The sequence below is a fragment of the Streptomyces sp. NPDC002133 genome (assembly GCF_040296405.1).
GTDB lineage: Bacteria > Actinomycetota > Actinomycetes > Streptomycetales > Streptomycetaceae > Streptomyces.
Genome location: NZ_JBEOXF010000023.1, coordinates 45,319 through 65,150 on the forward strand (window position 1 = coordinate 45,319; position 19,832 = coordinate 65,150).

At 69.2% G+C, this 19,832-nt stretch carries 18 protein-coding genes, 1 tRNA gene and 1 pseudogene; 12 read left to right on the top strand and 8 right to left on the bottom strand.

Translation table 11 applies throughout. The features are described from left to right. The first annotated feature begins 132 nt into the window (after positions 1–132). Positions 133–2,079 (top strand): vWA domain-containing protein, encoded by a 1,947-nt coding sequence (locus ABT078_RS22065; RefSeq protein WP_351230242.1) that lies wholly within the window; start codon positions 133–135, stop codon positions 2,077–2,079. Beyond that, on the top strand, positions 2,076–3,389 hold the full coding sequence (locus ABT078_RS22070; protein ID WP_351230244.1) for a hypothetical protein: 1,314 nt from the start codon (positions 2,076–2,078) through the stop codon (positions 3,387–3,389). The genes ABT078_RS22065 and ABT078_RS22070 overlap by 4 nt, the downstream gene beginning before the upstream one ends. 9 nt (positions 3,390–3,398) lie before the next feature. Here ABT078_RS22070 and ABT078_RS22075 read toward each other — a convergent pair whose 3' ends face one another. Further along, a complete protein-coding gene (locus ABT078_RS22075; RefSeq protein ID WP_351230246.1) occupies positions 3,399–4,817 on the bottom strand; it encodes a serine/threonine-protein kinase in 1,419 nt (472 codons plus the stop codon). Positions 4,818–4,893: 76 nt separating this feature from the next. Then, the gene (locus tag ABT078_RS22080; protein ID WP_351230248.1) at positions 4,894–5,442 is read right to left on the bottom strand and encodes a helix-turn-helix domain-containing protein; all 549 of its coding nucleotides are present in this window, start codon (positions 5,440–5,442) and stop codon (positions 4,894–4,896) included. Between the two features lie 141 nt (positions 5,443–5,583). On the opposite strand from ABT078_RS22080, the gene ABT078_RS22085 reads away from it, so the two are divergent. Both ABT078_RS22085 and ABT078_RS22090 read left to right on the top strand, forming a co-directional pair. Continuing rightward, positions 5,584–5,656: transfer RNA gene (locus ABT078_RS22085), tRNA-Ala, on the top strand. Positions 5,657–6,066: 410 nt separating this feature from the next. Continuing rightward, complete coding sequence (locus ABT078_RS22090; protein ID WP_351230250.1) at positions 6,067–6,462, top strand: DUF6344 domain-containing protein; 396 nt, start codon at positions 6,067–6,069, stop codon at positions 6,460–6,462. Between the two features lie 274 nt (positions 6,463–6,736). Here ABT078_RS22090 and ABT078_RS22095 read toward each other — a convergent pair whose 3' ends face one another. Next, positions 6,737–7,435 carry a DUF5324 family protein gene (locus tag ABT078_RS22095; RefSeq protein WP_351230252.1) on the bottom strand — a complete coding sequence of 233 codons (699 nt, stop codon included), beginning with the start codon at positions 7,433–7,435 and terminating at the stop codon, positions 6,737–6,739. A gap of 208 nt (positions 7,436–7,643) precedes the next feature. Here ABT078_RS22095 and ABT078_RS22100 point away from each other — a divergent pair, with 208 nt between their 5' ends. Both ABT078_RS22100 and ABT078_RS22105 read left to right on the top strand, forming a co-directional pair. Then, complete coding sequence (locus ABT078_RS22100; RefSeq protein WP_351230254.1) at positions 7,644–8,177, top strand: peptidylprolyl isomerase; 534 nt, start codon at positions 7,644–7,646, stop codon at positions 8,175–8,177. Positions 8,178–8,296: 119 nt separating this feature from the next. Beyond that, a complete protein-coding gene (locus ABT078_RS22105) occupies positions 8,297–9,196 on the top strand; it encodes a rhomboid family intramembrane serine protease (RefSeq protein WP_351230256.1) in 900 nt (299 codons plus the stop codon). Between the two features lie 266 nt (positions 9,197–9,462). On the opposite strand, the gene crgA is transcribed toward ABT078_RS22105, so the two are convergent. After that, positions 9,463–9,720, bottom strand: a complete 258-nt coding sequence (gene crgA / locus ABT078_RS22110; protein WP_351230258.1) for a cell division protein CrgA — start codon at positions 9,718–9,720, stop codon at positions 9,463–9,465. Between the two features lie 138 nt (positions 9,721–9,858). On the opposite strand from crgA, the gene ABT078_RS22115 reads away from it, so the two are divergent. Genes ABT078_RS22115 through ABT078_RS22140 form a run of 6 tightly spaced genes read left to right on the top strand, consistent with a single transcriptional unit; the run spans position 9,859 to position 14,130 of the window. Beyond that, positions 9,859–10,626 (top strand): DUF881 domain-containing protein, encoded by a 768-nt coding sequence (locus tag ABT078_RS22115; RefSeq protein WP_351230260.1) that lies wholly within the window; start codon positions 9,859–9,861, stop codon positions 10,624–10,626. A gap of 21 nt (positions 10,627–10,647) precedes the next feature. Continuing rightward, complete coding sequence (locus ABT078_RS22120) at positions 10,648–11,364, top strand: class E sortase (protein ID WP_351230261.1); 717 nt, start codon at positions 10,648–10,650, stop codon at positions 11,362–11,364. Positions 11,365–11,420: 56 nt separating this feature from the next. Then, positions 11,421–11,582, top strand: a complete 162-nt coding sequence (locus tag ABT078_RS22125; RefSeq protein ID WP_189549781.1) for a hypothetical protein — start codon at positions 11,421–11,423, stop codon at positions 11,580–11,582. Beyond that, a complete protein-coding gene (locus tag ABT078_RS22130) occupies positions 11,579–12,217 on the top strand; it encodes an aminodeoxychorismate/anthranilate synthase component II (protein WP_351230263.1) in 639 nt (212 codons plus the stop codon). Before ABT078_RS22125 ends, ABT078_RS22130 begins: the two co-directional genes overlap by 4 nt. Beyond that, complete coding sequence (locus ABT078_RS22135) at positions 12,214–13,407, top strand: class E sortase (RefSeq protein ID WP_351230265.1); 1,194 nt, start codon at positions 12,214–12,216, stop codon at positions 13,405–13,407. The genes ABT078_RS22130 and ABT078_RS22135 overlap by 4 nt, the downstream gene beginning before the upstream one ends. Before the next feature lie 48 nt (positions 13,408–13,455). Beyond that, on the top strand, positions 13,456–14,130 hold the full coding sequence (locus tag ABT078_RS22140; RefSeq protein ID WP_351230267.1) for a class E sortase: 675 nt from the start codon (positions 13,456–13,458) through the stop codon (positions 14,128–14,130). Between the two features lie 204 nt (positions 14,131–14,334). Here ABT078_RS22140 and ABT078_RS22145 read toward each other — a convergent pair. From ABT078_RS22145 to ABT078_RS22160, 4 genes and pseudogenes are all read right to left on the bottom strand, one after another. Then, a pseudogene (locus ABT078_RS22145) lies at positions 14,335–14,430 on the bottom strand (restriction endonuclease); the annotation flags it as partial. Between the two features lie 337 nt (positions 14,431–14,767). Beyond that, positions 14,768–16,765 (bottom strand): Stk1 family PASTA domain-containing Ser/Thr kinase, encoded by a 1,998-nt coding sequence (pknB, locus tag ABT078_RS22150; protein WP_351230269.1) that lies wholly within the window; start codon positions 16,763–16,765, stop codon positions 14,768–14,770. 181 nt (positions 16,766–16,946) lie between these two features. Beyond that, positions 16,947–18,410 carry a peptidoglycan D,D-transpeptidase FtsI family protein gene (locus tag ABT078_RS22155; RefSeq protein ID WP_351230271.1) on the bottom strand — a complete coding sequence of 488 codons (1,464 nt, stop codon included), beginning with the start codon at positions 18,408–18,410 and terminating at the stop codon, positions 16,947–16,949. After that, the gene (locus ABT078_RS22160) at positions 18,407–19,813 is read right to left on the bottom strand and encodes an FtsW/RodA/SpoVE family cell cycle protein (protein WP_351230273.1); all 1,407 of its coding nucleotides are present in this window, start codon (positions 19,811–19,813) and stop codon (positions 18,407–18,409) included. The genes ABT078_RS22155 and ABT078_RS22160 overlap by 4 nt, the downstream gene beginning before the upstream one ends. Positions 19,814–19,832 lie beyond the last annotated feature (19 nt).

A 19,832-nucleotide genomic window follows, 5' to 3' on the forward strand; every position in this document is an offset into this window, starting at 1 on the left:
GCGTGGGCTGCCTGCGCGTGCTGCGGTGGTCGCTGTCTGTTGCGGGACTGTGACACCGAGGCCCTTGAGTTCGCTTACGCAAATCAATAGGTTGCATGGGCAAAGTCGCGGACTTGTACGAGGGGGCAACGGGTGACAGCACGACTGCGGCGCCGCGCGACGGCGGCGCTCATCATCGGCGGGGCGGTGCTCGCACTGACAGCAGGACCGCTGCCGGCCGTGGCGGCGGTCGGCGGCACGGCGGCCGCGCCGCGTGTGGACGGGGCGAGCAGCCTGGTCATGGTGCTCGACTCCTCCGGCTCGATGGCCGACGACGACGGCACGGGACGCACGCGCATGGACGCCGCACGACAGGCCGTCGGCACCGTCGTGGACGCGCTCCCGGACGGCCACCCGACCGGCCTGCGCGTCTACGGCGCGGACCAGCCGAAGGGCTGCACCGACACCCGCCTCGTCCGGCCCGTGCGGGCACTCGACCGGGCGGCCGTGAAACAGGCCGTGGCATCCGTGCAGCCCAAGGGGGACACTCCCATCGGACTGTCGCTCCGGAAAGCCGCCCAGGACCTTCCCAAGCCCGCCGACGGGGCGATCGGCACGCGCACGATCCTGCTGATCTCCGACGGCGACGACAACTGCGGTACGCCGCAGCCCTGCGAGGTCGCCGAGCAGCTCGCGAAGGACGGCATCGGGCTGCGCATCGACACCGTCGGCTTCCAGGTCCGCGGAGCGGCCCGCAAACAACTGGAGTGCATCGCCGAGGCCGGCAACGGGCGTTACTACGACGCGCCCGACGCCGAGGCGCTGGCGCGCCAGCTCCAGCGTTCCGCCCAGCTGTCGGCGGACGGCTACCGCTTCCGTGGCGAGCGGGTCGAGGGCACGCCGGGGCGCACCGGGGCGCCCGCGCTCGTACCCGGGCAGTACCTGGACACCATCGGGCCCGGGGAGAAACGGCATTACGCCGTCGATCTCGACGACGCCTCCACGGTGAACTTCTCCGCGACGGCGGTGCCGCAGCCCGGGGCGGCGGTCGACACCTTCGACGCGCTGCGCACCAGGATCGCGTACGGCACGGACGCCTCCGGAGGTTCCTGCGAGTCCAGCACCGAGCACTTCTTCCAGAAGGAGGGCGCGACGACACTGACCTCGGCCGTCGCCCGCGTGCCGAGCGAGAAGGGCTTCGGGAGCTGTGACAAGGCGGCGCGCTACTGGTTCGTCGTCGAGCGCGAGAGCAAGAAGGGCTCGGACGCCGCACGATGGCCGCTGGAGCTGACACACGGCGTCGAGAAGCCCCTCACCAAGGGCGTCAGGCCCGCACGGTCGCAGCCCGAGTACGGAAAGGGCGGCAAGGAGGCGGCCCTGCCGCTCGGTGACCCGAAGGACGTGTCCGGCGGCACCGGGTTCAACGACGCCAGGGAGCTCGGCCAAGGCGTGTGGCGCGACCGGGTGCTGCCCGCGCAGACCCTCTGGTACAAGGTACCGGTCGGCTGGGGACAGCAGCTGCGCTACGACGTCGAGTTCGCCAACGAGCCGACCCTGGAACGGGGTTTCTCCTCGACCCTGTCGTACGGGGCCACCGAGGTCTACACGCCGACGCGGGCGCCCGTGGGCGGCGGCACCGCCGAGTTCGTCCCCCAGACGGTCTACAACGGGCGTCCCGCCGCGCTGAAGATGGGCACGGTCCCGGTCTCCTGGACCAACCGCCACGAGACGCACCCCAATGTCATCCCCGTGCACGACAAGGGCGACTTCTACATCGCCGTGACGCTCGGCGCCCAGGCCGCCGAAATCGCGGAGAACCCGGAGATCGGTGTGGTGCTGCGGGTGGCCGTGATGGGTGACGAGAAGGCCGGGCCGCAGCATGACGCCCCGCCGCGGGCGAGGAAGGCGGACAAGGGGGGTGATTCGGCCACGCGCGCAGACAGCGGTGGGACCGGCGGGGCAGGATGGACCGGCACTGCGACCGCCGCGGCGGCGGGCGGTGCGGTCGTCCTGATCGCGGGGCTCGTCCTCGTACGTGCACGGGCGACGCGGCACAGGGCGTCCACGGGCACGGACACGACAAGGGGAAGTGCGAGATGAGGCACCGCAGCAGGGGCCGGGTGACGCTGGCCGGGGTGGCGGCGATGTGCGCGGTGGCCGCGCTGCCGGGCGGGACCGCCTGGGCGGCCGGTGAGCCCCACCCGTACGCCTTCGACACCGACGCTCAGACGATCGAGGGCGCCGACAGCACGGCGAACGCCAAGGCGCTGACGAACGGTACGACATACCGTTCCTCGATCGGCCCGGACGGGAAGCTCAACTACCGGGTGAACCTGGACGCCGAGAAGAACGCGTATGTGTCGGTGGTCGCCGTCCCCAGGCTGGGGACGAAGTTCGCCTACGGCGACGGCATCAAGGTCAGCCTGCAGGACAGCCAGGGAAGCAACTGCAACAACAACGACGCCGTGGCCGGATCGGCCGCGTTCGCCAGGCCCTTCGCCGCCTACGCGTACCGCACGATCGAGAAGGACAGCTCGACCTGCCAGGAGGCCGGCGCGTACAACGTGCTGGTCGAGCGCATCGGCTCGGTCACCTCCACCCCCGAGGACTGGGAGCTGGAGATCCGCCATGTCACCGAGCCCGCGCTGAGGGCCGGCGGGCCGACCGGGGCACCCAGCGCATGGCCCTCCGCCTCGCCCGGCCTGCCCGGTGGCGGCTCGGAGGAGAGGGCCGGCGGCACGAGCTTCAACGACGCCGCCGAGATCTCCGAGGGCGAGTGGACCAGCCGGATGAAGGCCGGCCGCACGTACTTCTACCGGGTGCCGGTCGACTGGGGTCAGCAGATCTTCGCCACCGCGGCCATCGGCAGCGGATCCGGCGACGACTACGTGGGCAACGCGCTGACCATGCAGCTGTACAACCCGGTGCGCGGCTTCGTCGCCGCCGGCAGCACTGCGTACGACGGCAGACAGAAGCAGGCCGCGCTGGACCCGCTCCCGCAGGTGGCGTACGAGAACCGCTACGACAGCAGCGCCAAGGTCAACGGCATGCGGTTCGCGGGCTCGTACTACCTGGCCGTCAGCCTGAACCCCGAGCTGGGAGAGAAGTACGGAGAGGATTCCCTCGGCGTGACCCTGCGGGTCAACATCGAGGGCGATGCGAAGGCCGCGCCCGCGTACGCGGGACCCCTCGGCGACTTCGGAGTCTCGGAGGGCGAGAAGGCGGAGAAGAGCAGCACGATGAAGCTCGTCGGCGCCGCAGGCATCGGTGCGGGGACCGTGCTCGTGCTCGGGCTGGGGGCCTGGACGCTGCTCGCGCGGCGGCGCACGGCCGGGGCGCCGCAGGTACCGGCCGACGGGATCGCGCATCCGCAGTCCCAGTCCCGGTACGGACCGCCGGCCACCTGGTGACCGGCGCGGTCAGGCCTGGGTGAACGCCCAGATGCCGACCGCGAAGCACACCAGAGCCACGAGCAGCACCGGGATCGCCACCTTCGGGGGCGGTCCCGGCCGCTTTCGGGGAGCGCCGGGGACGGGCGCGTGGGCGACCGGTGGCGCCTGGACGGGAACCTGCGGGCCGTGAGCGGTGTATTGACGAGTAGGAGCCGATTCGTACGGAACAGCAGCCGTCCGGGCCTGGAAGAAGTCCGGTGCGGCGGAGTGATGGGGGGAGGCCGCGTGCGCGGGGACGGGGGGCTGAGTCGGGGACTGCTCCGGCGGCGGGGCGAGATGGAAGGACCCGGTCTCCGAGGCGAAGGGCATGGACGGTCCCGCCGCCGGCTGACCGTGTTCGGCCGGCTGTCCGGGCTGTGGTCCTGCCTGTCGCCCGGGCTGCCGTCCGGCGTCCTGTCCGGTGTGCTGGGTGTACGGATCGGGCTGTACGGGCGGCACGTGCGCGCCTTGGGTCCGCGGGTCCGCCAGTGGGGCGGCGGGCGCGGCCGAGGCCGCGGGAGCGGAGGTCACCGGGCCGTCGGGCCCGAAGCCGGGCGGCAACGGGCCGAGCTGGTCGAAGACCTCGACCGGCTCGTCGTCGAAGCCGGGCTCGGGGAGCAGTTCGACGGCGGAGGTCAGCGCCTTGCGCGCGCCCGTGGCCGTACGGAACCTGGCCTGCGGATCGGGCTGCAGCAGGCCCGCGATGACCTGCCACAGCGGCTCCGGAATGCCCTGCGGGGCGCCGGGGGTGCCGTGCGCGGCAAAGTGCTCCACCAGGGCGCGGGAGTCGGGCTTCTGACCCTGGAGCAGATAGAGCGCGACCAGCCCGACCGCGAAGAGGTCGGCGGGGAAGTCCGGCTCCGCGCCCATCATCTGCTCGGGCGCGAAGTAACCGGGCGTCCCCACGACGTAGTTCGTCTCGGTCAACCGCGGCTCGCCCTTGCGCATCGAGATACCGAAGTCGGACAGCCGCAGATGCGGCCGCCCGGTCCCGGTGGCCTCCAGCAGGATGTTGGCCGGCTTGATGTCGCGGTGCACGACCCCCTCCGCGTGCACCGCGGCGAGTCCGGACAGCAACTGGTCGAGCAGGGAGCAGACGAAGCGCGGCGGCAGCGGGCCGTAGTCGCCGATGACATGCGCCAGCGACCCGCCACTCACCAGATCCATGGTGAACAGGACCTTGTCGTCGTCCGCGGCCCAACTGGCCGGGGCGAGAACATGAGGGTGATCGATGCGCAGCGCCTGCTCGCGGACGAAGCGCAGCAGCGTGTGTGCATCGCTCTGCTGAAGGACCTTGGCGGCCACATAGCGCCGCCGCCGGTGGTCCCAGGCGCGCCAGACCGCGCCGACACCACCGCGACCGATGGGGTCGATCAGCTCGTACCGACCCGCGAAGACCTCACCCATTGCGCTGCGCCCGCTCCCAGTTCCCTGTTCCGGCGTTCTGCTGCCTCGTGCCCCGTCCGGCGTCCTGCCGACCCGTTCAGCTCTGGTGCGACTGGTAGTGGGCGACCGCCTCCGCGGTGCGCCCGGCGCCGTACACCCTGAGGAACTCTGCCAGTTCGGGGTGTGTCGGGGCGAGTGTGTCCGCCGCATCGATGATGTCGCCGGCCGCGGCCACCGACCGCAGCAGCGACTGGATCTCGCGGACCACCCGGCGCACCGTCGGCGCGCCCGAGCTGGTCGTGGTCTGACCGGTGCCGGTGAGAACGGATCCGCCCTGCGACTTCTTGATCTCGTCCATCCGGTCCGTGGCCTCCGCAGCGCTGATGCTCCCGTCGGCGACCTGCCCGGCCAGCTCCTGCAGGGCCTGGACGCGCTGGACGACGGCAGGGTTGCCGATCTTGGCCCGCTGGCCGCTCATCAGCTGGGAGAGCATCGGAGCCGACAGCCCGAGCACCGCCGCGAGCCGGGCCTGGTTCAGCCCCAGATCGTCGATCAGCCGACGGAAGAGCGCCCCCAGCGGCTCTCCGTACCAGCTCCGCTGGAGCTCTCTGGCTCTGGCGGTGGTCTCCTGCTGTGTCGCATCCATGCGCGTCTCCCCATCGCTTCCCCATGCGTCGGCTTCGCTGCTGCGAACCCGACGAGCATCCTACGGAGGGTGGTCGAATACCGGGAGTCCCAATCCTTTTGCGAGATCCCGGGGGTGACCGGGTACTCTGGTCTGCGTTCCGGGGCCTTAGCTCAGTTGGTAGAGCGCTGTCTTTGCATGGCAGATGTCAGGGGTTCGACTCCCCTAGGCTCCACCGGATGAATGCCCCTTTGACCTGCGGAATCGTCGGTCCGAGGGGCATTTCTGTGCCGCAGTCTCCGTGCCGGCCGCGTACCGGCCTTGCGGCGTCGCCGCCCTGATGGCGGGTCGGCTCGCCGAAATTCGCGCCACGGGACTGCCTCCGCCCTGAGTTGCGCGTCCGGCCCTCGGCCGGTACCGGCCGCGCACAACCCGTGCGGCACAAGGCTTTCACGGCCTCTGTAGGGCCCCCGCCCACGGCCCGGACGAGCGCTTCGACGAAAAGAAGGCCCAGAGCGCTCAGGGCCGTACGGGTGGTGTTCATCCGAAGATCTGTCGACCCGTGGCGTAGATCCCACGATTCCCGAGGTGCGTACACATCATGAGGAAGGTATGTAAAACGCCCTTACCCGAAAGCGAGGGGTCATGGCCGCCGCCGTCAAGGTCAAGAAGTTGTGGACCGCCTTCATCTCCCTGCTCATCGCACTGCTCGCCCCGCTGGGCTTCGCCCCCTCCACCTCGGCCGCACCGCAGTCGGCCGGCCGGCAGCCGGAGGAGCCCAGCGCACAGGACCGGCCGCGCACCGCGGCCACCGAGAGCGGGAAGCAGGTGAGAGTGGTCCGGCCCAGACAACCTCGGGACCGCTCCCTGCCGCCGACGATCAAGCAGCGCATCCGAGCAGAGGCCCACGGCACCTCACCGTCCGTACGCCATCGGCCCGCCGCGCCCGAATCCGAAGCCGACGCGCAGGACCCCGGCTCGACGGCCGACGCGAACTGGCCGTCGCCGGCCGACGCGAAGCTCGTTCAGGCGTCGGCATGAGGCGCCGGGAAGCCCTCGTCGCTCCCGGCGCCCGCTGCCCCGGTCGCCCCGCCCGTCCAGGTTGCTGCGCCCACCTCGGTCGCCACACCAGGACCGGCTGCTCCGCCCGGTCAGGCCGCCTCAGCCGCCCACGTACGGACTCCCGTGGCCGCTCACGTACGGCATCCGGTGGTGCCCCGCGCGCGGCATCCGGTGAGGTCCTGCGCACGGCACCCGGTGACCTGCTGCCTACGGCGCACAGCCGCGGTCGCAGCCATCCGCGTACGACGCCCGGTCAGCGACGGTCCTCGCGGTTCGCGTCCTCCTCGGACTCCGCCTGCTTCGCCTGAACCTCCGGGTCCAGCACCGCCTGGCCGCTTCCGTCGACCGACGCAAGCGGAGCGCCCGGATCCGAGACCTCGGTGGGAGCCGGCGGCTCGACCAGCCAGTCCGGGTTGGCCTGCTTGTCCCACCACTTCCAGGCTGCGAAGAGCCCGGCGGCCAGCACACCCAGGACGGCCGCACCCTTGGCGGCCCGGCCGCACTTGGCCCTCCGCTCGTTCCTCCTGGCCAGCTTCCGAATCTCCTTCGCCGAAACCTGACCGCCCAGCGCGGCCAGGGCAGCTGCAGATCGGGCCACGGCCTCCTGCCCCACGGGCTGGGCCACCGCCACGGCGCCCTCGATCCGCGGCTTCGTGTAATCCGCCGCCTGACGCGCGGCACTCCGGGTCATGACGGCGGCCCGGTGAGCTGCGTCGTCGACCTTCGGTGGCACATGCGGGGCCACACGAGTCCTGTACTGAACACGAGCTTGACGACGGGCCTCGTGCGCGGCCCTGGACATCTTCGGCGCGAGGTACTCACGAGCCTCGAGTGCATACTGAGCGGCCTGGTCCTTGGCCGTGTCGGCGTAGGGCGCCACCACTTCCGCGGCGTGCAGCACGCTTTCCTTCGCCGTACCGGTCGCGGCGCGCACGCTGTCCATGCGGGTCACGGGATCCTCCTCCTCGGTGGCGTTCGCGGGGGTCTGGGATGTTGTTCTCCCATGCAAGGCACAGTTCGCCTTTCCACCCATTTCGAAATCATGCCCGTTGCGCGCGAGCTCGGCATGCGGGACGGGCATCCGGGTCACGGTTTCCGTACCGGCGGCACTTCCGTGCAAGGATCGGAAGACGCGCGAGAAGACTTAAGGAAGGCACACCGTGGCCGAGCAGCTTTACGCCACCCTCAAGACCAGCCAAGGCGACATCACCATCCGGCTCCTGCCGAACCACGCGCCCAAGACGGTCAAGAACTTCACCGAACTCGCCACCGGTGAGCGCGAGTGGACGCACCCGGCGACCGGCAAGAAGTCCACGGACAAGCTGTACGACGGCACGGTCTTCCACCGCGTTATCGGCGGCTTCATGATCCAGGGCGGCGACCCGCTGGGCAACGGCACGGGCGGCCCGGGGTACGAGTTCGCCGACGAGTTCCACCCCGACCTCGCCTTCGACAGGCCGTACCTGCTGGCCATGGCCAACGCCGGCCCGGGCACCAACGGCTCGCAGTTCTTCATCACCGTGGCGCCGACCGCCTGGCTGACCCGCAAGCACACCATCTTCGGCGAGGTCGCCGACGACGCCGGCAAGAAGGTCGTGGACGCCATCGCGACCACCCGCACCAACCCGCGCACCGACCGCCCGGTCAACGACGTCGTGATCGAGTCCGTCGTGATCGAGACCCGCGAGAGCTGACCTCGCGAGCCGACCTCGCACGGGCCGACCGTGCGAGGCGCTCCCGCACGGGAACCTTTCCGCCCCGCCCGTCCGTAAGACGAGCGGGGCGAAGCACTGTCAGGAGACGAGGGGACCTCATGGATCAGGAGCCAGGAAGCCCGGGCCCGTCGCAGGACGCGCCGGGACCGCCCAGCTGCTACCGCCACCCGGGACGCGAGACCGGCATCAGCTGCACCCGCTGCGAGCGGCCGATCTGCCCGGAGTGCATGGTCAGCGCCTCGGTCGGCTTCCAGTGCCCCGAGTGCGTGCGCAGCGGCTCCGGCACGGGACACGCCCCGACCGCGAACCGGCCCCGCACGATCTCCGGAGCCACGGTCGCCTCCGGTGACCCCCGCCTCGTCACCAAGATCCTGCTTGGGATCAACATCGCGGCCTTCCTCGCCGTCGTCTCCACGAGCGCCCTCGTCGACCAGCTCGATCTGATCGGACTGGCGTTCAACCCCCAGCTGGCCCAGGTGGTCGGCGTCGCCGACGGCGAGTGGTACCGCCTGGTCACGGCGATGTTCCTGCACCAGGCGATCTGGCACATCGCCTTCAACATGCTGGGTCTGTGGTGGCTCGGCGGGCCGCTGGAGGCCGCGCTCGGCCGGCTGCGTTATGTGGCCCTGTATCTGCTCTCCGGGCTGGCGGGCAGCGCCTTCACCTATCTGCTCGCCGCTCCGAACCAGCCCTCGCTGGGCGCCTCCGGTGCGATCTGGGGGCTACTCGGGGCGACGATCGTGCTGATGCGCCGACTCAACTACGACCTGCGCCCGGTGATCGGGATCCTTGTGCTCAACCTGATCTTCACGTTCAACCCCTGGGGCGGCATTGCGTGGCAGGCCCATATCGGAGGCCTCATCGCCGGCACCGTCATCGCCTTCGGCATGGTGCACGCCCCACGTGAGCGACGGACCCTCGTGCAGTTCGGCACCTGTGCGCTCGTTCTGCTGACGATCATCGTGACCGTCGTCCTGAGGACCCAGTCGCTCACGTGAGCGCGAGCTTTCCCCAAAGTTGTCCACAGCGTGTGCCGGATCTTGTGCATCCCGTGGAGAACAACTGTGCCCCTTGTCCCTGAGCTGGGTCTTCCCAGTCAGGGCAAGGGGCGAGTCGTGAGCGCGGATGTCGCTGGAACGGCCGTCATAGTCACACCGGCGTCAATGCTCTCTGAGTTATCCACAGATCGTCAGACCTTTACCCACCGCTGTGGACAACGCTGTGGATAAACTCGGGGCAGAGCTTGACAGCCGCTACTGCGGGGTTACTTCCACTGCGTCGACACGGCGAAGCCGCCGGCGATGAAGCCGAAGCCGACGACGATGTTCCAGTTGCCGAGGGCCTCGATGGGCAGCCGGCCGTCGGTGACGTAGAAGACGACGATCCAGGCCAGCCCGATGAGGAACAGCGCCAGCATCACCGGCGCGACCCAGTTGCTGCTCGACAGCTTGATGTTGGTCGCCTGCTTCGCGGCCGGGGGCGGCGTGAAGTCGGCCTTCTTGCGGATACGTGACTTCGGCACGAGGGACTCTCCTGTCGATGCGCTGCGTGACCGCGCAGGTGAACTATGGCTGGCGCCGGTGGGGCGAGGGGGATCACGGCCTGCCCCGGGCGTCCGTTAGCGTAGTGCTTCCGCGGCCACCGTAGGAGTAAGGGTACGTTGAGCAATTCCGCCGACTCCCCCCACGGGCCGGTCCGCCGCTTCGCATGGCGGCCGGTCCGGCTGCTGACGGCTGCCGTTTTCGCGCTCGCCGGGCTGATCTTCGTCACCAGTTTCAACACGGCCAAGGGCACCAACCTCCGCACCGACGACTCGCTGCTGAAGCTGTCCGACCTGATCCAGCAGCGCAGCGAGAGGAACGCCGAGCTCGACGAGTCCACAGCGGCGGTCCGCAAGGACGTCGACACCCTGGCGCGCCGCGACGACGGGTCCACCAAGGCCGAGGACGAGGAGCTCCACGCCCTGGAGGAGGCCGCGGGCACCGAGAAGCTCAGCGGTCAGGCCGTCTCCGTCACCCTCAATGATGCTCCGCCGAACGCCCAGGCGGCCCCGGGCTACCCGGAGCCGCAGGCCAATGACCTCGTGATCCACCAGCAGGACCTGCAGGCCGTGGTGAACGCGCTCTGGCAGGGCGGCGCCGAGGGCATCCAGGTCATGGACCAGCGGCTGATCTCCACCAGCGCGGTCCGCTGTGTGGGCAACACGCTGATCCTCCAGGGCCGCGTCTACTCCCCGCCGTACAAGGTCACGGCGGTCGGCGACCCCGGCAGGCTCAAGCGCGCGCTGACCGCGTCGCCCGCGATCCAGAACTACCAGCTCTACGTCGAGGCCTACGGCCTCGGCTGGAAAGTCGACGAGCGCGAGGCGGTGACTCTCCCCGGCTACTCGGGCACAGTGGATCTCCACTACGCGAAGCCTGTGAGGTAGCTCCCGGGGAGGGATCGGCCGGTGTCGGTGCGGCGGGTGCGACTGGTGCGGCTGATCGTCAGGACGTTCAGCGAGCTGTGCATCACTGTGGGTACCGTGATCGTGACGTTCGTCGTGTACGTCCTGTTCTGGACCGGGGTGAAGGCCACGGACGCAGCGGACGGGCAGATCGACTCGCTGCGGGAGGAGTGGGTCCGGCTCCCTGTCGAGTCCCCGGCTCCGGCGGCCGGGGAGCCGGCGCCTCCTGCTCCTTCTCCGAAGGGGTACGTGAACGGGAAGCCCTTCGCCGTCATGTACATCCCCCGCTTCGGTGCGGGCTGGGACTGGCCGGTGCTGGAGGGCACGTCGACCGGGACGCTGAAGAAGGGCCTCGGCCACTATGCCGCCACCGCCCGCCTCGGTTTGACCGGGAACTTCTCGGTGGCGGGACACCGGCGCACGTACGGCGACCCGTTCAAGGACTTCCCGGAGCTCCGTCCCGGCGATGCGGTGATCCTCAACGACGGGACGACCTGGTTCACGTACCGGATCAAGCAGAGGCCCTATCGGACCGTCCCGGGGGATGTGGCCGTCATCGACCCCGTGCCGGGCCGGTCGGGCTTCGACGGGCCGGGCCGCTATCTGACGCTGACCACGTGTGATCCCGAGTGGGGCAGCAGCCACCGGCTCATCGTCTGGGCGCACCTCGACGCCACCCGGCCTGTGACGGACGGCAAGCCGGAAGCTTTCCACAGCTGACCCACTGGCCCCCGGCGACCTTTAGTCTGGTTGCGTACCGAACGGAAAGGGACAGCATGTACGGCTGGATCTGGCGTCATCTGCCGGGCAACGCATGGGTGCGGGCGCTCATCTCGCTCGTGCTGGCCCTCGCGGTCGTCTATGTGCTGTTCCAGTACGTCTTTCCCTGGGCGGAGCCGCTGCTTCCGTTCAACGATGTGACGGTGGACGGCCAGTGAGCGCGCGGATTCTCGTCGTCGACAACTACGACAGCTTCGTCTTCAACCTCGTTCAGTACCTGTACCAGCTGGGCGCGGAGTGCGAAGTCGTGCGCAACGACGAGGTGTCCACCGCGCATGCGCAGGACGGCTTCGACGGCGTGCTCCTCTCGCCGGGCCCAGGCGCGCCCGAACAGGCGGGAGTGTGCATCGAGATGGTCCGCCACTGTGCCGCGACCGGTGTGCCCGTCTTCGGCGTGTGTCTCGGCATGCAGTCGATGGCGGTGGCGTACGGCGGAGTCGTCGACCGGGCACCCGAGTTGCTGCACGGCAAGACGTCGCCCGTGCTCCACGAGGGCAAGGGCGTCTTCGCCGGGCTGCCGTCGCCCTTCACCGCGACGCGCTACCACTCGCTGGCGGCGGAGCCGCAGACCGTGCCGGACGAGTTGGAGGTCACGGCGCGCACGGAGGACGGCATCGTCATGGGGCTGCGCCACCGTGAACTGGCCGTCGAGGGCGTGCAGTTCCATCCCGAGTCGGTGCTCACCGAGCACGGACATCTGATGCTCGCCAACTGGCTGGAGCAGTGTGGTGACACGGGCGCGATCGGCCGCTCGGCAGGGCTCGCGCCGGTGGTGGGCAAGGCTCTGGCGTGAACGGCGAGGGGGGATCGCCGTGGCTTCGGGCCGAGGATGCGCCGACGCAACCCCACGGGCCCCAGGAGCCGCAGGAGTGGTACGACCCCGAGGGGTACCAGCGCGACTGGTACGGGGAGCAGGGGCAGCCCCGGTACGCTCCTGGGCCCGAGCCGGCGCCGGTCCCTGAGCCCGCGCCGGAGCCCGTGTACGTGCCTCGGCCCGGGCGCGCGTACGTACACCCGTCCTCGTCCTCGACCTCGACCTCGTACGAGCCTCCCTCGCCGCCTGTGCCTATGCCAGCGCCGGCGCCTGACGACGAGACCGTCGCGTTTCGGAGCGCCGACACCCGCCAGACGGACCCGGGCGCGCCCGAGCGGCCCACCGGAGGCCGTGCGGAGCGCCGCAAGGCCGCCAAGGCCAGCGGCCGACGACGCCGAGGGGCGACGGCACCGGTAGCGGCCGCGTCGTCCGCGAAGGCCGCTGAGGGCGGCGCACCGCTCTCCCGTGTCGAGGCGCGCCGGGCGGCCCGCGCCCAGAAGGACAGCCCGGCCGTCGTCGCCAGCCGGGCCTTCGGCGAGCTCTTCATCAGCATCGGTGTGCTGATGCTGCTCTTCGTCACCTACCAGCTGTGGTGGACGAACGTCCGCGCCGGCCAGGAGAGGAACGAGGTCGCCAGCAAGATCCAGGACGACTGGGCGAACGGCCGGGCTCCTGGCGCCTTCGAGCCGGGCCAGGGCTTCGCCATCATGCACATCCCCAAGCTCGATGTCGTCGTCCCCATCGCCGAGGGCATCGACAAGCACCAGGTGCTCGACCGCGGCATGGTGGGCCACTACGCCGACGGGAAGCTCAAGACCGCCATGCCGTCGGACGAACAGGGCAACTTCGCGGTCGCCGGCCACCGCAACACCCACGGCGAACCGTTCCGCTACATCAATCGCCTCACGCCGGGCGACCCCATCATCGTCGAGACGCAGGACGCGTACTACACGTACGAGATGGCGAACATCCTCCCCCAGACATCGCCGTCCAACGTCGGAGTGATCGGCCCCGTACCGCCCGGCTCGGGCTTCACCAAGCCCGGCCGGTACATCACACTGACAACTTGCACCCCGGAGTTCACGAGTACGTACCGAATGATCGTGTGGGGCAAGATGGTCGAGGAACGGCCGCGCAGCAAGGGCAAGCCGGACGCGCTCGTCGACTGACGGAGCACGTACTTCAGACGAAAGCAAACAGGGACAGGGACAGGTGCAGTGGCACGTGCGCGCAGCCGGATCGCCGGCGTCATCAGTGTCTTCGGCGAGCTGCTGATCACCGCGGGGGTGCTGCTGGCCCTCTTCGTCGTCTACTCGCTGTGGTGGACGAACGTCCTCGCGGACCGCGAGGCGGCCAAGGACGGTGACCTGGTCCGTGACCGCTGGGCGGGCGGTCCGGGCGCGCTGGACACCAAGGACGGCATCGGCTTCCTCCACGTACCCGCCATGAAGAACGGCGAGGTCCTGGTCAAGAAGGGCACCGACCCGAAGACCCTCAACGACGGCGTTGCGGGTTACTACACCGACCCCATCAAGTCGGCTCTCCCGTCCGACAAGCAGGGCAACTTCACGCTGGCTGCGCACCGCGACGGCCACGGCGCCAAGTTCCACAACATCCACAAGCTGAGGGAAGGCGACTCGATCGTCTTCGAGACGAAGGACACCTGGTACGTCTACAAGGTCTTCAAGGACCTCAAGGAGACGTCCAAGTACAACGTGGATGTGCTGCAGCCGGTCCCGAAGGAGTCAGGCAGGGCCAAGCCCGGCCGCTACATCACGCTGACGACCTGCACGCCCGTCTACACGTCCGACTACCGGTACATCGTGTGGGGCGAGCTCGAGCGTACGGAGAAGGTCGACAGCGACCGTACGCCACCGGCGGAGCTGCGCTGACTTCGACTGAGTTCCTTGAAGGAGCTCAGTCGCCCTGGAATGGCCGAGGCCCGAAGCCGCAACCTCAACTTGCGACTTCGGGCCTTCTGCGTCCGCCCGTCGGGGACTCCTACTGCAGGACCGGGAGCGGCACTCGGCGCCATTTTCGAGGTGGGCGCGGTTGACGATGGTGATGCCGAAGGTCTGGGCGATGGCGCGTGCGTCGGGCGCGAAGGAGGTCGTGGCGACGAAGAGGGCCACATCGACCCCATTCTGGACGAAGGATGCGCCGAGGAACTTCTGCAGCTCACCGCTCCACATCGGACGGTAGGGCGCGAAGCTCTTGCACTGCACGACGACACTGCGGAGTCCGTGCCACGCGCTCGATGTCGAGCAGGTGCGTACGCACCCGACGTGCGACTTCGCTGTCGCGGAGCAACATGGCGACGTTGAGCACTGTCCGTCGGGAGTAAAGGGCCAGCGCTCTCGAGCGGGACTGAATCTCCCGTCCGATCAACGAGTCGGGACATATGAAGACACGATCGGTTGTCGCTGGTGTGTGCGTGTCGGAGTGCGCGGCGGAGATCGACAAAGCAGGAGCCCCCGGCGTCCGTGTGGACGCCGGGGGCTCCTGTGGTGGTGGCCGAGATGTCAGCCGTCAGTCTCCGCCGCCACCGATGAATCCGTTCCCGCCGTTGTTGCCGCCGTTGGGGCCGACGGCGCCCAGTACTACGGGCGTGGTGGCCGGGTCCACCGGGGTGCCGGGCGGCGGGTTCTGGGCGATCACCTGGGCGTTGCCGTCATTCGAATTCTGGACCTGGATGTTCCTGAATCCGGCCGCCTCCAGCTCTGCTCTGGCTTGGGTCACAGTGCGGAAACGCGCTTCCGGCATCGGGATCTGCGTTGTCTGCGGGCCCTTGGAGACCTGCAGAGTGACCGGTGTGCTCTTCGGCCGGTTGGAGTTGCCACTCGGGTCCTGCGCGACGACCTCGCCCGCCGGCTTGTCGGAGTCGACCTGCTGTTCGGAGACAGTGAAGCCGAGCTTCGTCAGCTGGTCCCTCGCGTTGACGATCTGCTGGCCCACCACATCCGGGACCGGGAACGTCTCCTGCTTGGCGATCTGCAGGGTGACCTCGGCCCCCTTCTCCGCCTTGCTTCCGCCCTTGGGGTCCTGGTCGACGACCGTGCCGGGGGTCTCCTCGGACTTGACCGACTTGGGCTTGACGACGAAGCCCGCCTTCTCCAGCGCCCTGGTGGCGCTCTCTTCCTTCAGGTCCGTGACGTCCGGCACCTCGATGAGTGGCGCGCCCTCCGAGACGATGACATTGATGGTCTCGCCCTCGTTCATCTTGGCGCCCTCGGCGGCTTCCGGGGTCTGGCTGCAGACGTTGCCCTTGGGCTCGTCGCAGCGGTCCTTCCCGGCCTGGACGACATTGACCTTGGCGTTGACCCCGAGCCGCTTGGCTTCGTCGAACGGCTGTCCGACGAGGTTCGGGACGTCGATCTTGTCGCTTCCGCCGCCGTCCCCGCCGAACACCGCCTTGCCGATGAGGATCGCGCCGACGAGCACCAGGATGCCCGCGAGCACGAGGAGGATCGTCGAGGTGTTGGACTTCTTCTGGCGTCGCCGGTCCGGGCGGTCGTCGTAGCCGTATCCGCCGTCGTCCGGGTTCATGGGCGGCAGCATCGACGTCTGGCCGGCCGGGTCGGCCTGCCGCAGTGCCGTCGTCTGCTGGTCGTCGCCGTGGCCGTGGTGCTGGGCGCCGTATCCGCCGCCGTAGCCGACCGAGCCCATGGCGGCGGTCGCCGCGACCGGCTGGCCGTCGAGGCAGGCCTCGATGTCGGCGCGCATCTCGTCGGCGGACTGGTAGCGGTAGTCGGGGTCCTTGACCAGTGCCTTGAGGACGATGGCGTCCATCGAGGGCGTGATCTCGGGGTCGAAGACGCTGGGCGGCTGCGGCTCTTCCCGTACGTGCTGGTAGGCGACGGCGACCGGGGAGTCCCCGACGAACGGCGGCCGGACCGTCAGCAGCTCGTAGAGCAGGCAGCCGGTGGAGTAGAGGTCGGACCGGGCGTCGACCTGTTCGCCCTTGGCCTGCTCCGGGGAGAGGTACTGCGCGGTGCCGATCACGGCAGCGGTCTGGGTCATGGTCATGCCCGCGTCGCCCATGGCGCGCGCGATGCCGAAGTCCATGACCTTGACCTGGCCGGTGCGCGTCAGCATGACGTTCGCCGGCTTGATGTCGCGGTGGACGATGCCGTTGCGGTGCGAGTACTCGAGTGCCTGGAGGATGCCGATGGTCATCTCCAGCGTGCGCTCGGGCAGCAGCTTGCGCCCGGAGTGCAGCAGCTCTCTGAGCGTGGAGCCATCGACGTACTCCATCACGATGTACGGGATGGAGACGCCCTCTACGTAGTCCTCGCCCGTGTCGTACACCGCGACGATCGCGGGATGATTCAGCGAGGCGGCCGACTGGGCCTCACGGCGGAACCGGGCCTGGAAGGACGGGTCGCGGGCGAGGTCGGCCCGCAGCGTCTTCACGGCGACGGTGCGGCCGAGCCGGGTGTCGTGGGCGAGGTACACCTCGGCCATGCCACCGCGGCCGAGCACCGAGCCCAGCTCGTACCGGCCGCCGAGGCGACGCGGCTCTTCCATAACTGTTCCAGCCCTCTCCGTCAGTCCCGACCGCACCCGTGTGTGTGGTCCGGCGGTGTGCTGTTCGCGCATACGCTACCGGCCGCACCGGGCCTGTTCCGCCCTTGGCCGGGACCTGATATGCGACCGGTATCGCATTGTGCGGTTATGCGGCAGGAAGACACCGGGACAGTGACATGCGTCACTCCTTACTGTCGAGCACCGCCTGCATCACCTTCTTGGCGATGGGCGCGGCGAGTCCGCCACCGCTGATGTCGTCGCGGGCGGTGCCCGCCGAGTCCTCGACGACGACGGCGACGGCGACGGGCGAGCCGTTGTCGGTCTTGGCGTACGCGATGAACCAGGCGTACGGGCGCTTGCTGTTGCCCACGCCGTGCTGGGCGGTGCCCGTCTTGCCGCCGACCGTCGCGCCCTCGATCTGTGCTTTGGTGCCGGTGCCGGTGCCGACGACCTTCTCCATCATCTGCTGGAGGAGCTGCGCGTTCTTCTCCGAGAGCGGGCGGCTCATCTCCTCGGGCTCGGTCCTGCTGAGCTCGTCCAGGTTGGGCGCCTCGAGGCGGTCGATCATGTACGGCTTCATCAGCTTGCCGTCGTTGGCGATCGCGGCGGTGACCATGGCCATCTGGAGCGGGGTGGCCGCGGTGTTGAACTGGCCGATGGAGGAGAGGGCGTTGCCGCCGCGGTCCATGTTCTTGTCGTAGACGGAGGCGGAGGCGCGGACCGGCGTGTCGATCTCGGGGTTGTTGAAGCCGAACTTCTCCGCGGTCTCGACCATCTTGTCCCGTGTGACCTCGTCGCCGAGCTTGGCGAAGACCGAGTTGCAGGAGACTTCCATGGCCCGGTTCAGGCTGGCGTTCTCGCATCCGCCGGCGTGGTTGACCATGTTCTTCGTGGACAGCGGGATCTTGTACGGCTCGGGAGTGTCGGTCGGCGCGTCGATGTCCGTGACGATGCCGTGCTCGAGGGCCGCTGCGGCGGTGACGACCTTGAAGGTGGAGCCGGGCGGGTAGGTCTCGCGCAGCGCGCGGTTCAGCTTCGGTTTGTCCTTGTCCTTCTCCAGCTCCACCCAGGCCTTCTCGTCCTTGGCGGAGTATCCGGCGAAGGTGGAAGGGTCGTACGACGGGGTCGAGGCGAGCGCGAGGATCGCTCCGGTGCGAGGGTCGATGGCGGCGACCGCGCCCTTCTTGTCGCCGAGGCCCTCGAACGCGGCCCTCTGGGCCTTGCGCTTCAGGGTGGTGACGACGTTGCCGCCCTTCTTCTTGTCGCCCGTGAACAGGGCCATGGTGCGGTCGAAGAAGAGCCGGTCGTCGTTGCCGCTGAGGATCCCGTCCTCGAGCTTCTCGATCTGGTTGGCGTCGTAGGCCTGCGAGGCGTACCCGGTGACGGGAGCCCACATGAGGCCGTCGAGGTAGGTGCGCTTGTACTTGAAGTCGGTGTCCTCGGTCAGGACGGAGCCGGTGATGGGCTTGCCCTCGACGATGATGTTGCCGCGCTCGTGGGCGTAGCGCTCGATCTGGACACGGCGGTTGTACTTGTGGGTGTTCAGCTCGTCGGCGCGGACATACTGGAGCCAGTTGTCGCGGATGAGCAGGGCGAGGACCAGGAGTCCGCAGAAGATCGCGATTCGGCGCAGGGGCTTGTTCACGGTCGGACCACCTGGGTCATCTCGGCGTCGGGATTCGGGGCGGGTGCGGGTGCGGGGCGTCGCGCGGTGTCGCTGATCCGGATCAGGATGCCGATCAGGGCCCAGTTGGCGATCACGGACGAGCCACCGGCCGCGAGGAAGGGCATGGTCATTCCGGTCAGCGGGATGAGGCCCATGACGCCGCCGGCGACGACGAAGACCTGGAGCGCGAAGGCGCCGGAGAGGCCGATGGCGAAGAGCTTGCCGAAGGGGTCGCGGGCTGCGAGGGCGGTGCGGACACCGCGCTCGATGATCAGGCCGTAGAGCAGCAGGAACGCCATCACTCCGGCGAGTCCGAGCTCCTCGCCGACGGTGGCGAAGATGAAGTCGGAGTTGGCTGCGAAGGCGATGAGATCGGAGTTGCCCTGTCCGAGTCCGGTGCCGAGGGTGCCTCCGGCACCGAAGGACATCAGCACCTGCCCCATCTGGTTGCAGGCGGCCGAGGTCTCGTAGCAGGCGAAGGGGTCCATCCAGGCGGTGACACGGGCCTGGACGTGACCGGCGAAGGAGGCCACGCCGACTGCTCCGGCCGCCGACATCAGGAGGCCGATGACGATCCAGCTGGTCCGCTCGGTCGCGACGTACAGCATGATCACGAACATGCCGAAGAAGAGCAGCGACGTCCCGAGGTCGTTCTCGAAGACCAGGACGAGCAGGCTCATGGCCCAGATCGTGAGGATCGGGCCGAGGTCGCGGCCTCGCGGCAGATAGAGCCCCATGAACCGGCGGCTGGCGAGGGCCAGGGCGTCGCGCTTGACCATGAGGTAGCCGGAGAAGAACACCGCGATGACGATCTTCGCGAACTCGCCGGGCTGGATGGAGAAGCCGCCGACGCGGATCCAGATCTTGGCGCCGAAGACGTTGGCTCCGAGGCCGGGGACGAGGGGCAGGAGCAGCAGCACCAGCGACGCCGCCATCGAGATGTACGTGAAGCGCTGGAGGACGCGGTGGTCCTTCAGGACGAGCAGTACGCCGACGAAGAGCGCGATGCCCAGCGCCGAGTACATCAGCTGGTTCGTGGCCTGCGGCGCGAAGTCGTCGCGCGCCAGCAGCCGCGGTGACTGGTCCAGCCGCCAGATCAGCACCAGGCCCAGCCCGTTGAGCAGCGTCGCGAGCGGCAGCAGCAGCGGGTCGGCGTACATCGCGAACTTCCGCACCACGAGATGGGCGATGCCTGCCATGAGGCCGAGCCCGAGCCCGTAGCCGAGCATGCCGGGCGGCACCTCGCCGTCGAGCGCGAGGCCGACGTTGAGGTATGCGAACACCGGGATGACGACGGCGAAGACGAGCAGCGCCAGCTCGGTGTTGCGGCGGCTCGGCAGTTCGATCGCGCCGATGGTGGTCGTGTTGGTGACAACGCTCATGGTGGAGAAAGGCCCCCTA